The organism is Candidatus Binatia bacterium, assembly GCA_023150935.1.
In the GTDB taxonomy this organism is placed as follows: domain Bacteria; phylum Desulfobacterota; class Binatia; order HRBIN30; family HRBIN30; genus JAKLJW01.
The window spans coordinates 73632-88920 of sequence record JAKLJW010000012.1; the positions used below are offsets into that span (position 1 = coordinate 73632).

At 66.5% G+C, this 15289-nt stretch carries 12 protein-coding genes; 6 read left to right on the plus strand and 6 right to left on the minus strand.

Translation table 11 applies throughout. The features are described 5' to 3' along the window. Positions 1-20: 20 nt before the first annotated feature. From nuoF to nuoB, 5 genes are read right to left on the minus strand one after another with little or no spacing between them, the layout of a single operon-like run. Positions 21-1871, minus strand: coding sequence for an NADH-quinone oxidoreductase subunit NuoF (nuoF, locus tag L6Q96_09470; GenBank protein ID MCK6554793.1), 1851 nt, complete (start codon positions 1869-1871; stop codon positions 21-23). Next, the gene (locus tag L6Q96_09475; protein ID MCK6554794.1) at positions 1861-3573 is read right to left on the minus strand and encodes an NADH-quinone oxidoreductase subunit D; all 1713 of its coding nucleotides are present in this window, start codon (positions 3571-3573) and stop codon (positions 1861-1863) included. Before L6Q96_09475 ends, nuoF begins: the two co-directional genes overlap by 11 nt. A 30-nt stretch (positions 3574-3603) precedes the next feature. Then, positions 3604-4149: an NADH-quinone oxidoreductase subunit I gene (locus tag L6Q96_09480; protein ID MCK6554795.1), complete on the minus strand. Its 546-nt coding sequence runs from the start codon at positions 4147-4149 to the stop codon at positions 3604-3606. Then, positions 4149-5756, minus strand: a complete 1608-nt coding sequence (locus L6Q96_09485) for a molybdopterin-dependent oxidoreductase (GenBank protein MCK6554796.1) — start codon at positions 5754-5756, stop codon at positions 4149-4151. Before L6Q96_09485 ends, L6Q96_09480 begins: the two co-directional genes overlap by 1 nt. Next, the gene (gene nuoB / locus L6Q96_09490; protein ID MCK6554797.1) at positions 5756-6349 is read right to left on the minus strand and encodes an NADH-quinone oxidoreductase subunit NuoB; all 594 of its coding nucleotides are present in this window, start codon (positions 6347-6349) and stop codon (positions 5756-5758) included. The genes L6Q96_09485 and nuoB overlap by 1 nt, the downstream gene beginning before the upstream one ends. 241 nt (positions 6350-6590) lie before the next feature. Here nuoB and L6Q96_09495 point away from each other — a divergent pair, with 241 nt between their 5' ends. The 6 genes from L6Q96_09495 to L6Q96_09520 all read left to right on the plus strand — a co-directional run bounded on the left by L6Q96_09495 (position 6591) and on the right by L6Q96_09520 (position 14245). After that, on the plus strand, positions 6591-6995 hold the full coding sequence (locus L6Q96_09495; GenBank protein MCK6554798.1) for an Hsp20/alpha crystallin family protein: 405 nt from the start codon (positions 6591-6593) through the stop codon (positions 6993-6995). After that, the gene (locus L6Q96_09500) at positions 6962-9406 is read left to right on the plus strand and encodes an AAA family ATPase (protein ID MCK6554799.1); all 2445 of its coding nucleotides are present in this window, start codon (positions 6962-6964) and stop codon (positions 9404-9406) included. The genes L6Q96_09495 and L6Q96_09500 overlap by 34 nt, the downstream gene beginning before the upstream one ends. 289 nt (positions 9407-9695) lie before the next feature. Then, positions 9696-11474, plus strand: coding sequence for an RNA polymerase sigma factor RpoD (gene rpoD / locus L6Q96_09505; GenBank protein MCK6554800.1), 1779 nt, complete (start codon positions 9696-9698; stop codon positions 11472-11474). 28 nt (positions 11475-11502) lie between these two features. Then, positions 11503-11661 (plus strand): hypothetical protein, encoded by a 159-nt coding sequence (locus L6Q96_09510; protein ID MCK6554801.1) that lies wholly within the window; start codon positions 11503-11505, stop codon positions 11659-11661. Positions 11662-11976: 315 nt separating this feature from the next. Continuing rightward, positions 11977-13338, plus strand: a complete 1362-nt coding sequence (locus L6Q96_09515) for a GTPase (GenBank protein MCK6554802.1) — start codon at positions 11977-11979, stop codon at positions 13336-13338. Further along, positions 13331-14245, plus strand: a complete 915-nt coding sequence (locus L6Q96_09520) for a carbamate kinase (protein MCK6554803.1) — start codon at positions 13331-13333, stop codon at positions 14243-14245. Before L6Q96_09515 ends, L6Q96_09520 begins: the two co-directional genes overlap by 8 nt. Before the next feature lie 47 nt (positions 14246-14292). On the opposite strand, the gene L6Q96_09525 is transcribed toward L6Q96_09520, so the two are convergent. After that, positions 14293-15234 carry a hypothetical protein gene (locus tag L6Q96_09525; protein ID MCK6554804.1) on the minus strand — a complete coding sequence of 314 codons (942 nt, stop codon included), beginning with the start codon at positions 15232-15234 and terminating at the stop codon, positions 14293-14295. Positions 15235-15289 lie beyond the last annotated feature (55 nt).

Consider the following 15289-nt stretch of genomic DNA (forward strand, 5'->3'; position numbering starts at 1 on the left):
TACCTTCCGCGCGTCCCGGTTCAGATCGCGAAGCTGTCGGGCCACGGGCAGCGGCCTTCGTGAACATGTCGCTCGAAGTCGGCGCGGAAACGGCGCATGAAATTGCCGGCCGCCCACGCCGCCGCGTCGGACAGGGCGCAGATCGTGTGCCCCTCCATGTACCCGCACACGCGGTCGATCGAGGCGAGGTCTTCCATGCGTCCGTCGCCGTGATCGATGCGCTTCAGCAGCTTATAGATGAAGGCCGTTCCCTCGCGGCACTGCGTGCACTGGCCGCAGGTCTCGTGGCGAAAGAATCGTGCGATGACGATGGCGGCGCGCACTACACAGACCGAATCGTCGAGGACCACGATGCCGCCGGTACCGAGCAGAGAGCCGGCCTTCTGCAGCGAGTCGTGATCCATGCGAACGTCGATCTTGTCTGCCGTCAGCACGGGCATCGACACGCCGCCGGGAACGATTGCCTTGATCGGCCGCCCGGTCGATACGCCGCCGGCGTGCTTTTCGATAATGTCTCGTAACGGCGTACCGAGCGGGAGCTCGTAAACTCCCGGTCGCTTCACATGGCCGCTGATGCCGAACAGGGTGTTGCCGGTGCTCTTGTCTGTCCCGATGCGTTTGAACCAGTCGGCGCCGCGGGCGAGGATGACCGGGACGTGGGTCATCGTCTCGACGTTGTTGACCGTCGTGGGCGAGCCCCACAGTCCAGAGCCGGCCGGATACGGCGGGCGCTTGCGCGGCTGGCCCTTCTTCCCCTCGATGGATTCGAGCATGCCGGTCTCTTCGCCGCAGATGTAGGCGCCGGCACCGCGTTGCACGTACACGTGGAAGCTGTGGCCGCTGCCGAACACGTCGGTGCCGAAGTAGCCCCGGGCGTACGCGGCCGTGATCGCCTCCATTAGTGATTCGTACGGCTGCGTGTATTCGCCCCGCAGGTACACGTAGGCGGCGCTGCCGCGAATGGCGCGGCCGGCGATCAGCACACCTTCGAGGAACTGATGCGGGTTGCGCTGCAGGATCTGCCGGTCCTTAAACGTTGCCGGCTCGCTTTCGTCGCCGTTGACGGCCAGGTAACAAGGCTTGGCCGACTCCTTCGGCATGAAAGTCCACTTCAACCCGGTGACGAAGCCGGCGCCGCCCCGGCCGCGCAGGCCCGACAGCTTGACCTCCTCCGCGATCTCTTCCGGGGTCAGGTCGCGCCACGCGCGTTCCGCCTGTTTGTAGCCTCCTGCGGCCACGTACGCGGCAAGGTCGCGGCGGGCGACGCCGTTCGGAGGCAGCAGGTAGCCCTCGACACCCTCGGGAATCATCGATACTTCCGGCGCCGGCCGTCCGATCGGCTTTCCGGCGAGCAGCGCGTCGATGTCGGCGCCGGTCGCACGTTCGACGAACGGTTCGTTGTTGACCTGAACCACCGGTGCGGTGCCGCACGACCCGAGGCACTCCACCTCCTGGAGCGAGAATTTGCCGTCCGCGGTGGTCTCGCCGGCCTGGATGTTCAGCGCCGATTCGATCTGCCGGACCAGCTTACGCGAGCCGCCCATGGCGCAGGCGATATTGGTGCAGACCTGAATGTGGGACCGGCCCCGGGGGCGGTCGTGGTACATCGGGTAGAAGGACACCACCTCCTGCACGTGTACCGGCAGCAGGTCGAGCAGCTCGGCGATTTCCTCGACGGCGGCGCTCGGCACGTGTCCCAGTTCCGCCTGCGCGAGGTGCAGGGCGGCGAGCAGGGCGGCGCGCGGTTGCGGGTAGTTCTGCCGCTCCATGAGGATGCGGGCCCGGGTGTCGGCCGAGAGGACGTAGGTCTTCCCGCCGGTTGACCCGTCGTCGACCGCGACCGGCTTTGCGGCGGGGTGCTTAACGATCACATTCGCCTCCGATCATGTTGATCATGTCGAACGTCGGCACCATGTCGGCGAGGAGGCGCCCGCGGATCATGCGGGCCAGCGGCTGGGTATTCGAGAAGCTCGGCGTGCGGGCCCGGCATTTGTAGGGCTTGCCGGTACCGTCGCTGACGAGGAAGAAGCCGATTTCTCCGTTGGCCGATTCGGTCCCGACGTAGACCTCACCCGGCGGCGGCTTCGGACCTTCGGTAACCAGCTTGAATTGGTTTATCAGTTCTTCCATGCGTCCGTAGACGCGGCCCTTGGGCGGGAAGCGGAAGGCCGGATTGTGCAGATCGACCGGACCGTCGGGGATCATCGCCAGTGCCTGCTCGACGATACGCATGCTCTGGCGCACCTCTTCGAGGCGGACCAGGAACCGATCCATGTTGTCGCCGGTGGCGCCGAGCGGCACGTCGAAGTCGATCTCGTCGTAGACGAGGTACGGTGTGGCGCGGCGCAGGTCGAGATCGACCCCGGCGGCGCGCAACAGCGGTCCGGTGACGCCGAAGGCGACGAGTTCCTCCGCCGGCAGTTGGCCGACGCCTTCCATGCGCAGGCGAAAGATGGGGTTGTCGAGGAGCAGGTTCCTGGCATCATCGAACAGGGCGCCGATGTGCGGGAAGTTGTTTCGCGCCAGGTCGGCAAACCCCGGTGGCAGGTCCGCACTGACACCGCCGATTCTAATGTAGTTGCTGGTCACCCGGCCGCCGCAGATGGCGTTGATGAGGTCCCACACCAGCTCGCGCGCTTGCAGCAGGTACAGGAACGGCGTGAAGGCGTTCATCTCGAGGGCCGTGGCGCCCAGACAGAGGCAATGGTCGCTGAGGCGGGCGAGTTCGCCGGCAATGACGCGGACGAACTGACAGCGCCGTGGCACCTCGACGCCGAAGAGCTTCTCGACCGCCATGCAGTAGCCGACGTTGCAGAGGATCGCCGAGCTGTAGTTCAGGCGGTCCGTGTACGGGATAGCCTGGTAGTACAGTCCGCTTTCGCACTCCTTCTCGAAGCCGCGGTGCAGGAAGCCTACCTGTACGTCGGCGTTGACGATCGTCTCGCCGTCGAGGTCGAGGAGAATGCGCACCGTGCCGTGCGTGGCGGGGTGCGAGGGTCCGAGCTGGACGCGCAGCAGCTCGGCGCCGAGCGTGCCTTCGTGTTCGACGGCGTCGGGGATCTCTCCCATTTGCGGCAGGTAATCGCCCCTGGCGCCGGGTCCGATCAACGGCTGGCGGTGTTCTTTGGGGTAGTCCTTGCGCAGGGGGTGCCCCTCGAATTCGTCGTAGAGGTAGATGCGCCGCAGGTCGGGGTGACCGTCGAAGCGGATGCCGTACATGTCGTAGGTCTCGCGCTCCAACCAGTTGGCGCCGACCCATACGCGGATCAGGCTGGGAACCGACAGGGTTTCCTCCGGGACCCGTACCTTCAGACGTAGGCGATGGTGGTGGCGGGTAGAGAACAGGTGGTAGACGACCTCGAACCTTGGTCGCTGGCCGATGTAGTCGACGGCGGTGGCGTCGAGCAGCAGGTCGAAGCGCAGTGCCGTGTCGTCTCGCAGAAAGGCTGCAATCTCGACGAGGCGCCCCGGGTGGATCGTGGCACTCGCGTCGCCGCGATAAGTATCGACGGCGAGCAGGTCGGCGGCGAAGCGCGTGCGCAGGTGTTCGAGGAGTGCGGCAGGGTCGGCCATTGTCGTCAGCTCCTCACGGTCCCGAACGGGTCACTGGTCATAACTGCGTCTGATGTGCCCGAAGCGCGTCTCGCGCAATCGGTCGGCCGGCACGAGGAGGTCGCGCTTGTGCCAGAGGGTGCCCCGGCGCGAGTAAGCGCCGATCTCGACATTCTGACTCATGACGATCGCTTCCTCGGGACAGGCCTCTTCGCACAGACCGCAGAACATGCAGCGCGACATGTCGATATCGAACACGCGCGGATGGCGCTCGATCTCGTCCTCGGTTTCGGCGGGGTAGATGGTGATGCAGTCGGTCGGGCAGGCCCACTCGCACAGCCCGCAGGCGACACAACGTTCCTTGCCGTTGTCCATCTCCACGAGCACTGGCATACCGCGGAACGCGTGCGGGTGGATCAGCCTTTGCTCCGGGAATTGCACCGTGAAGACGGTCGGCCGGCGGCGGATGAAGCCCCACAGATTCCTCAGGAAGTGCCGATGTACGACGATCAGGCCCGCGAAGATGGCCCAGAAGCTGCGGATGACGGTCTGCCGCAGCGGGCGCGGACGGGTAACGGTGACGGTGCGGGTTGCCATCAGCGCGGCGCCTCCGGTTGCGGCGCCGCCGCGTCTGCGAGCGGCCAGCCCAGCGCCCCGATTTTGTCGAGCGAAATGCCGGCATACGCCGGCACGGATGTGGCGATCTCTTCGAGGGTTTGCGCGGGGTCGAAAACCCGGTTGGCGCCGGTGACCAGGTTGAGTAGACGCGTGAATATCTCGCCATCGGCCGGCTGGTCGTCCGCCGGCGCAAACGCCCGGTGCAGTCGCTGGACGCGGCCGGCGTGATTGGTGAACGTGCCGTTCTTTTCGGCGAAGGTCAGGCTCGGCAGAACCACCTGAGCGCGTTCGGCGAGGGGGCCGCCGGCAACGTCCTGCACGATCAGGTACTCGACGCGGTCGAGGGCGCGGGCCAACCGTTCCGGATCGGCCGTTTCCGTCAGATCCGGGCCGCACACGTAGAGCACGCCGACGGTGCCGGCGGTGGTATCGTCGAGAAGTGCGGGGAGGCCGTGACCGCCGGCGGCGGGCCGTAGGCCCATGTCGCGGGCGCCGCGGGCGTTGGCGGCCTTGTCGGCCCTGATGAGAAAACCGTCGGCCGCACCGGTGCGGACGGCCACGTCGACGTGGACGACGTTGAGCGCACGCAGGAGTTGGGCGAAGCGGAAGAGCTCTTCGTTGGTCAGGTGCGGCGAGGCGACGGCTCCGACGGAGCTCGCTCCCCCCGCGGTTGCGGCGCTGCGGAGACGATCCGCCACGGCGGCGAGGGCCTCGTCCCAGGTCGCCGGTGCGAGGCGGCCGTCGCGCCGGAGCAGGGGGGTCCGCAAGCGCGTGTCGCTCTGTACGTATCCGTAATTGAGCCGACCGTGATCGCACATCCAGGTGTCGTTCACGGCGTCGTTGCGGCGCGGCATCAGTCGCCAGATGCGTCCTTTGTGGTGCTGGACCGTGATGTTGCAGCCATTAGAGCAGCTCGGGCAGACGCTCGGCGTCTTCTTGAGAAACCAGACCCGCAGGCGGTGATGGAAGTCCTTGCTTTCGAGGGCACCGACCGGGCAGACGTCAGCCGTGCAGATGGAGTAATCGTTGGCCAGGGGCCGGTCGGGGAGGATGTCCAGGACGGTGCGGTCTCCCATGTTGAAAGTGCCGAGCTCGTTGGTCCGGGCGATTTCGCGGCAGAAGCGCACGCAGCGGCGGCAGAGGATGCAGCGTTCCTGGTCGAGGATCATGCGCGGGCCGATGCTCTTGCGTTTTTCGAGCTTGCGGCGGGGTTCGCGCGTATGGGTTTCGCGGCTGCCGTAAGCGTAAGAATAGTCCTGCAAGAGGCACTCGCCGGCCTTGTCGCAGATCGGGCAGTCGAGCGGATGGTTGACGAGGAGCAGTTCCATGACCCCGCGGCGGGCTTCCTGCACTGCCGGGGTGTCGGTGCGGACGACCATGCCGTCGCGCACCGGGGTGTTGCAGGCGATGACGAGCTTGGGGCTGCCCTCGACCTCGACCTGACACATGCGGCAGCTCCCGTCGACGGAGAGCTTCGGGTGCCAGCAGTAGTGCGGAATGTGGATGCCGTGTTCGAGCGCCACCGGGAGCAGGAGACTGCCGGCGGCGACTTCGATCGGCCGTCCGTCGATGGTGATCGTCGGCATCAGCGTGCCGCCTCCAGCGTACGCCCGCTGCCGTGGATCTCGGGCATCGGGGCATCGGCGCGTTCTCGCTGAACGCGCTCTTGCAGTTTGATGAGGCCGTCGAGGACGGCTTCGGGCCGTGGCGGGCAGCCGGGGATGTAGAGGTGAACCGGGAGGATGGTGTCGATGCCCTGGACGACGGCGTAGTTGTTGTAGGGGCCGCCGGATGACGTGCAGGCGCCGAAGGAGACGACCCACTTCGGTTCGGCCATCTGGTCGAAGACGCGGCGCAGAATCGGCGCGAGGCGATGGGTGATCGTGCCGACGACCATGAGCAGGTCGGACTGGCGGGGTGTGAAGCGCGGCAGTGCGGCACCGAAGCGGTCGATGTCAAAACGCGGCCCGGCGGTCGAGAAATACTCCATGCCGCAGCACGCGGTCACGAACGGGTACGGGAAGAATGAGTACTTGCGGCCCCACTGGATGGCATCCGCGAGGCGAGTGAGAACGAAGCTTTCCTCGAACGCGTGACCTGCCGGCAGGGGTTGTCCGCTGGCGGCGCGCAGGCGAGCCAGAAAGCCTTCGGTGGGAGAGCCGTTCGTCGGCGTGGCCATCTCAGTTCCTTCGTTCGCTGGACGCGCAAGCGAGTCGGGGCGCAACTCGGTCTTCGTTACAAGTCATTACATACCAATTGCTCCCGGCGACGCGATAGCCCCGGGGAGCGGCCAAACCGCCGCACGATGCCATGCGTTCCGGTCCGAGGCAACGGCTTGCCGATGCCACTTTGGAAGAGAAAAGCGCCCGTGGCCAAGGTCGCGTTTGCCTGTGCGGCGGCTGCGTGTTACGCAACGAATTATGGCCCTTCCCTCCCTTGTCGAGGAGATCGATCGTCTCTTCGACGAGTTGGTGCGGCGACCATGGAGTCGGCTGCGTCAGGTGGCGCCCATGGCCGTCAAGGCGGTGGAGGACGGGTGGTTGATCGAGGTGCCGGTGAGCGGTCTGCAGGCGTCGGATATCGAGGTCGAGTTGCACGGGCGGCGTCTGACGATCGCGGGTGGGCGGCGCACGGAGCACCGGGAACGGCAGGGTGGGCGGACCACCGCTCGTGCACGCCACGCCGTCTCGTTGTTGCGCACGATCACGCTGCCCGTCGAGGTCGATCCGGAAGGCATCGAGGCGCGGGTCGAAGGTTCGACCCTGATCATTCACATACGTAAGCGTGGGCCGTGGCGGAAACTGATCAAGCCGACGAGCGCCTGACGGCGGCGTCGCCGCCGCGCGAGCTGACGGCGGACGAGGCCGCGTATCGCGTTCCGGCAGCCACTCTAGGCTTTCGGACGACCGCCGAGGCCGGTCCGGCGGCCGACTGGCTGGGTCAGGAGCGGGCGCTCGCCGCCCTCGATCTCGGTCTGAGCATCCGCCATCCCGGCTATCATATATATGTTGTCGGTCTGGCGGGGACGCGGCGCGAGCACACCATCGCCGCGTTGTTGGGCGAACTGACGAAGAGCTTCCCGCGGCCCGGAGACCGGGTGCTCGTCCAGAACTTCCAGAATCGAGACCGGCCGCATGCTTTCTATCTGCTCGCCGGGCAGGGCCGCGAGTTGCGGCGCGACATGCAGGATCTGGTCGAGGATCTGCAGCGCCTGCTGCCCGAGACTTTCCGCAAGGAAACCTTCGAGGATGAAAAGGAAGCGCTGGCCGAGCGCTACGGTCACGAGGGCGAGGAGATCGCCCGCGAAATGCAGCAGCGAGCCGCCGACAAGGGGTTCATGCTGCAGGCACATCCGCAAGGTGGGGTGCTTTTCATCCCGCTCAAGGATGGCCGGCCGATCGAGCCGAAGGATCTGGAAGCGTTGAGCGAGGAGCAACAGGCCGACCTGCGCCGGCGCGAGCGCGAGCTGTCGCGCGAAATGAAATCGATGCTGCGGCGACAGCAAGCCCTCGGCCGCCGGCTGGCGCGCGAGGTGAAGGCGGCCGAGCGGCGCGTTGCCGCCGACGTTGTCGGGCCGCTGATCGACGAGATCGCGCAGCGCTACGAGAACGACGAAGTACAGCATTACCTGGGCGAAGTGCGGGAACACATCCTCGACAACCTCGACGCCTTCCGCGAACAGCAGCCGCAGCAGGTGGCCTTCCCGTTTCCCATCTTCGTGCAACCGGAGAACACTTTCGTCGATTACGAGGTCAACGTCCTGGTCGACAACGGCGGTACCGAGGCGGCACCGATCATCGTCGAAGCGTCGCCGACCTACAAGAATCTCTTCGGAGCCGTGGAGCGGATGGTCGACCCTTCCGGCAAGCTGGTAACCAATTTCACGCGCATACGCGCGGGTTCGCTGTTGCGCGGGCACGGGGGCTGCGTGCTGGTCGATGCCCTCGACGCACTTGCGGAGCCGTTTGTGTGGCGAGCGCTCAAGCGGGCTCTGAAGAGCCAGCAATTGGAGATCGAGGCGTACGATCCCTTCGCGTTGTTTGCGACCTCGACGCTGAAGCCGGAACCGATGCAGATCTCGACGCGAGTCGTGCTCACCGGACCGCCGGAGCTTTTTCAACTCCTGTACTTCTACGACGAGGAGTTCCGGGAGATTTTCAAGGTCCGGGCGGAGTTCGGTGTCGAGGTGGAGGCCGAACGTTCACGCGACAGCTTCGTTGCCCAGGTGGCGCGCATGACCCGTGACGAGCAGTTGCCGCCGTTCACGGCCGCGGCCGTGGCGCGGTTGCTCGAATACGGCGCGCGCACGGTCGGCGACCGGCGCAAGCTGCCGAGTCAGTGGGACGAGATTGCCGATCTCATGCGCGAGTCCGCCTTGTGGGGCGGGCGTGAGGGCGCGAACGAGGTGGATCGACAGCACGTCGACAGCGCTCTGGCGCAGCGGATCTTCCGGCTCAATCGCGTCGAAGAGAAGATCCGCGAGCTGATCCGCGATGGCGTCCTGCTGGTGAGCGTGGACGGTACCCGCGTGGGGCAGGTCAACGGCCTCGCGGTCGCGAACATCGGCGGCTACGAGTTCGGCCGCCCGACACGGGTTACCGCGGCCGTCGCTATGGGGGCGGCCGGCCTGATCAACATCGAACGCGAGGCCAAACTCAGCGGCCAGACCCACGACAAGGGGGTGCTCATCATCGCCGGATACCTGCGCCAGACCTATGCTCAGGATTTCCCGCTGACGCTCTCGGCCAGCCTTTGCTTCGAGCAGTCGTACGCCGGTATCGACGGGGACAGTGCCTCGTCCACCGAACTGTTCGCCCTGTTGTCCAGCCTGAGCGGGGTGCCGCTTCGCCAGGACCTGGCAGTGACCGGCAGCGTCAATCAGTGGGGCGAGATCCAGCCGATCGGGGGGATCAACGAGAAGGTCGAGGGGTTCTTCGCCACCTGCCGCGCCGTCGGCCTCACCGGACGTCAGGGCGTCGTTATGCCGATTCAGAACGTCGACGGCCTCGTGCTGCGTCCCGAAGTGGTGGAGGCCATAGGAGCCGGCCAATTTCATCTCTATCCGATTCGCACCATCGACGAGGGTCTAGAAGTGCTGACGGGCGTGTCTGCGGGCGCACCCGAGGCGCCGGGGACAATCCACGGCCGTGCCGCGCGGCGTTTGCGGCAGCTCGCCGAGGGATTGCGGGAGTTTGCCGCCCGTGGCCGCAACGGACCGGAGGGCGCGCCGACATGAACGCGCACCACCGGGCTGAGGGGCGGAAAAGCCGCGGCCTCCCTTGACTGACTGAAATGGCGCGTCTAGAGTCCGCCGCACTGAGATCTCAGTGTGTCAGTTCCTTCCTGCGAACACGCGGCCGAGCGTTGCCGGCGCAAGCGATATATGTGGGTGGTGTGAAGAACCACGTGATTCCCTACGCGAGCCGTGCGCTCGACGGGGACCGATGTAACTTCCGACGACGCTGGTTTCCCGCCCGACGGCGGGCGCTGCGAACATCGACCAGCGAGACGGAGTGGTTGCCGTGATGGACCGACGCGTGGAACGTAAGCGGGAGTCCCGTCCGAAGAAGCCGGGGAAACCGGCTCCGAATGCGGCGGGTACGCCATTCGAAGATCTGGCTGACGCGCTGCCGCACGACGCGGCCCCGAGCGACGAGCTCGAGGGGGCCATGTCGATGCTGGGAGAGATCGACGTCGAGGCGGTCGACCCGATGGCAGAGCCGACGCTGCCGAAAGACGAAGACAAGGAAGAATGGGTCGAAGAGGAACGTGAGGAGCGGACATTTGCCGAGGATACATCCGATCCGGTCCGGATGTATCTCCAGGAAATGGGTGCGGTATCCCTTCTGACACGCGAGCAGGAGGTCGAGATCGCCAAACAGATAGAGTCGGGGGAACGTGACGTCCATCGCGAGGTCCTCGCCTCCCCCTTCACGATCACTTACCTGCTCGACCTTGCCGAGCGCATTAAGGCCGGCGAAATGTCCGAGCGCGAACTGGTCGACGACGAGGCCGAGGAAGAAGAGACCGAGGAGGGCGAAGGCGAAGAGCCGACGGTGCGCCGGGAGCAGGAGGGGCTCATCCTCAAGCAACTCGAGAAGCTGCGGCGTATGGTGGAGGAACGTTCGACGGTCGAAGATGCCGCGCGCCAGCGCAAGTCGCACCCGCGTACCGCAGCCCAGGCCGAGCGGCGCAGCCTCCAACTGGAGAAACGCATCACGAAGGCGATCGACGATCTGCAACCCAGCCGCCGCCATCTGAACACCATCGTCGACAAGCTCAAACGTGCGGACCGGTACATTCAGCAACAGCATGAAGCCATTGTGCGGTGCGAGCACCGATCTGGCCGCGCTTACGCCGAACTCGTGAAGATCGTAACGAAGGGCAAGGCGGACGACGGCCGGCCCGGCGGGAGCGGCAGCCGGAGGACGAGGTTGTCGGTCGAACAAGCCCGTATTCTCGTTGACGAGATTCGCGCGGCAAAAAAGAAGATAGCCGAAGCCGAACGTGACGTAGGATTGCAGGCCGACGCGTTGGCGCGGTCGTTGCAAGTCATCCGGGCAGGGGAAGAAAAAGCTCAAGACGGAAAGAAGCGGCTGATCGAGGCTAATCTGCGTCTCGTCGTCAGTATCGCCAAACGGTACACGAACCGCGGTCTCGGGTTCCTCGATCTGGTGCAGGAAGGCAACATCGGGCTCATGCGTGCGGTCGAGAAATTCGAATACCAGCGGGGCTACAAGTTCTCGACGTATGCCACCTGGTGGATTCGCCAATCCGTAAGCCGTGCGATCGCCGATCAGGCAAGGACCATCCGCATCCCGGTTCACATGATCGAGACCATCAACAAGGTCGTGCGGTCGTCGCGGTATCTGGTTCAGCAACTTGGCCGCGAGCCTACCCCCGAAGAGATCGCGGGCAAGATGGAGATGCCGCTCGACAAGGTCCGTAAGGTGCTCCGCATCGTCAAAGAGCCGGTGTCGCTGGAGACGCCGATCGGCGACGAAGAGGAGAGTTCGCTTGGGGACTTCGTCGAGGACCGGCAGACGGTCTCGCCTGCGGACGCGGCGGTGTACACGAGTTTGGAGGAGCAGACGCGCAAGGTGCTCGCCACGCTGACGCCTCGCGAGGAGCAGATCCTGCGGATGCGGTTCGGGATCGGCGAAAAATCGGATTACACCCTGGAAGAAGTCGGCCAGCGTTTCGCGGTGACTCGCGAACGCATCCGGCAAATCGAAGCCAAGGCGCTTCGTAAGCTCCGGCACCCAAGCCGGGCGAAGTCGATCGAAGCGTTCGTTGGGAACTGAGCGGCCCGGCGACGCAGTAGGAGGCAGTATGCTCGAGAAGTACGATCCGGAGAAGGAGCTGCGTAAGTGGCGCGAGGCCCGCGCCCAGAAGCGCGGCACGCGGCAGACGCCGAGTGATCGGCGCACGGTGCGGGTGAATGGGCAGGAGGTGGTGGTGATCACGAAGCCAAAGCGCGCGCTCGCCTGAGCGCCGGCGCACTCGGCCGCAGCGCGGTCGATTCCTTCTCAGATTCGGATTATCGGTTGGGTAGTCGGCAGCGCCGCTGCCGTTCAAGGGGAGTGCCGCCTCGGGATCGGGGCGATTTCTGGGGTGCGAAGCCGATAGGCGGTTGCGTTGTTAAGCTGAAAGAGTGGTACGCTCTGGGCTGCTTATGCTGTCAGGCGTTCAAGCCGCTGGAGTCTGCTCGACCCGTGCCGCTGCCGAATCCCGGTTTCGCGACCGGGGGCAGCTCGCAAACTGGGAGCTGACCACAGGCGTAACCCCCTGACCGTCTACCGCCCCATGTCCCGCATCCTGATCCTTGGCGCTGCCGGTCGCGACTTTCACAACTTCAACGTTGTCTATCGCGACGACCCGAGAGTCACCGTCGTCGCCTTCACGGCGGCGCAGATCCCCGGTATTGGCCGGCGCCGCTATCCGGCATCGTTGGCGGGCGGGCGCTATCCGGCGGGCATTCCCATCGCGGACGAAGCCGATCTGGAGCGGCTGTGCCGGGAAGGGAATGTCGACGAGGTGGTGTTCGCCTACAGCGATGTGGCGCACGCCAGTGTGATGCACCTCGCCTCGCGGGTTCTGGCGGTTGGCGCCGATTTCACGCTGCTCGGTCCGTCGCGCACCATGTTGCCGGCGAGCGTTCCGGTAGTGGCCGTGTCCGCGGTGCGCACGGGCTGCGGTAAGTCGCAGACGGCGCGCTGGTTGAGCGGCTGGCTGCGGGGCCGCGGCCGGCAGGTCGCCGTGCTGCGTCACCCGATGCCGTATGGGGATCTCGAGCGGCAACGCGTGCAGCGCTTCGCTACTCGCGCCGACCTCGACGCCGCACAGTGCACGGCCGAGGAACGCGAAGAGTACGAGCCGCACCTGGCCGCCGGTAACGTCGTTTTTGCCGGCGTCGATTACGCAGCGATCGTCGCAGCGGCCGAGTCCGCCGCGGATATCATCGTCTGGGACGGCGGGAACAACGACTTCCCGCTGCTGCGGCCCTCGCTTCACGTCGTGGTTGCCGACGCCCTGCGTCCCGGCCAGGCCACGCTGTTCCATCCCGGCGAAGCCGTTCTGCGCATGGCGGACGTGGTGGTGGTGAACAAGGTCGACGCCGCCGTCGCCGCCGACGTACAGCAGGTGGTCGACGAGGTTCGTAGCGTCAACCCACGGGCGACGGTGGTGCGCGCCGCATCGCCGGTGCGTCTTGACGATGCGGCCGCCGTGTGCGGCCGGCGCGTGCTGGTGGTCGAGGACGCCCCGACCGTCACCCACGGCGGCATGGCGTACGGGGCGGGGTACGTTGCGGCCATGGCGGTGGGGGCGGCGGCGATAGTGGACCCCCGGGCGAGCGCGGCGCCGGCAATCGCGGCCGTTTATGCACAGTATCCGCACATCGGTCATGTGTTGCCCGCGCTCGGTTATGGTGCGGAACAACTCGCCGCGCTGCGCGAAACGATCCTCGCATCGGATGCTGAAGTGGTCGTCAGCGCCACGCCGATCGATCTGGCGGCGTTGATCGCACTCGATCGTCCCGTGGTACGGGCACGGTACGACTACGCCGACGCGGGCGATCCAACCCTGGCGAGCGTTGTCGAGGAGTTTCTCGCGCGGTCTGCCGAGAGGGTCGGGGGGCGCACTCGCGAGGCTGGTACGGATGCGTGACCGCGCCCACCCGCTGGTCGTTGTCGCGCTTGGCGGCAACGCCATCAGCCCGCCGCGCGGCGAGCTGTCCTTCGGCGTGGAACGGCGGGTGATCGCGGCTGCGGTGGCGGAACTGGCTGAGCTGGCGCGGGCCGGCAACCGGTTGCTCGTCGTTCATGGCAACGGCCCGCAGGTCGGCCGTCTGCTGGCGGCGCCGGATCTCGGCGATCCCGAGAGCATCGACGTGCACGTTGCGCAGACCCAGGGGGAACTCGGCTACCTGGTCAGCGAGGGACTCGACGAGGCTTTGGGCGGCGATGCGGCGGTGGCGGTGATCACGCGCGTGCTCGTCGATCCGTGGGACCCGGCGTTCGCGCTGCCGACCAAGCCGGTTGGGGCGGTGCTGGCCGCGCCGCCCGACGGCGTACCGTCGATGCGAATGCCCGACGGTCGCGGCTGGCGGCGCGTGGTGGCGTCGCCACGGCCGCGGGCGGTGGTCGAGTCGGCGGCGGTGGAAACGCTGCTGCGCCGCTATCACGTCGTCGCCGGCGGTGGCGGCGGAGTTGCCCTTGGCGCCGCGGATGGAGGTGCGCGGCGCCCGCAGGCGGCCGTGGTCGACAAGGATTACACGGCGGCGTTGCTGGCCGTAACGCTGGGTGCGGCGCGGTTGGTGTTTGTCACCGACGTCACCCACGCGTTCGATCGTTTCGGTGGGGATGCGGAGCCGCGGGCGATCGACGCGATGGACATCGTGGAGGCGCAGGCGCGCCTCGAGGCGGGCACCTTCGCACCGGGTTCGATGCGTCCAAAGGTCGAGAGCGCCGTGCAATTCGTCGCAGCGACAGGAAGGCCGGCCGTGATTGCCACGGTGGGTCATCTCGCAGCCGCCCTGCGAGGCGAGGCCGGGACGACGATCGGGTGCGGGTGAGGGGCTGCCGGGTTTCCGGCCAGCCTGCGGTCCCCGGGGGACTCTCTCTAGAACTCCGCGCTGACTCCTTCCTCCTCCTCCGTCTCCACGTCAAGTACGGTGAGTCGCACGCGCTGGTAGGCAGCGGCGGGCAGGAAAAGGTAGCCGGAGTGGGTAGCTCCGGGATCGAGTTCGCCGTCGCTGAGGGCCTGATCTCGCACGCGTTGGGCGGCGGTTTGCGCCGCCGGGGTACTGCCGAGGCGACTGACGACCTCGACCGGGGTGAGGGGAGCCTGGCGGGTTCCTTCGACGGTGACCAGGGCCACGTCGGCGGTGCGGAATCTGTACCGGCGCGGGGTGCGGTTGGCGAGACGGATGAGCACGGGCGTGACGCCCAGAGCGGGCAGGTCGATGCCGAACGCACTGGTGGCATCGCGGCCGCGTTGCGGTTCGACGGTCACCACGAGGCCCTCCTGTTCCTTGTCGTGCAAGCGCGGTGCGACCGCCTTGGTGTCTAGTTTGTAGCGCAGGGCGGCGGTGAAGCGATTGGGAAAGTCGAGTTGGGAGAAGCCGATCTCGTCGCTGACGGCGGCGAACTCGGCGCCGGCGTCGGTGCAGGTCACGGTGACCGTCGCCGTGTAGCGAGTCCCCGCGTCCGAAGAGGCGTCCGTGCCGGGGTCGCCTTCTACAATCACGCCACCCCCCGGTCCGGGTTGTGTCTCCTGTCCGCGCACCGCCTTGTAGCCGTATCGCAGGAGGGTGGCCGGGCTCACCTCGCTTTCGCGTTGGCCCACAACCGTTCCGGGTTGCCCCGGTTGCGCCGGTTCGAGCCGAACGATCGTGTATCCCAGCCGCAACAGCGCGGCACGCGCGGTGTCGGTGGCCTGCGCGCACGTTAGTGCAGGTTCGCGCAAACGTGCCGTGCGGGCCATGCAGCCGCCAACTGTGGCCACCAGCGACGCAAGCGCCAGGGTCGATACCAGTTGGCGTTTCAAGAAAGGTCCGTCCACGTTGTTGCGGCTCCTATTGCAGGGCGGATGCCTTTGCAAGTCAGGGGAGCCGGCG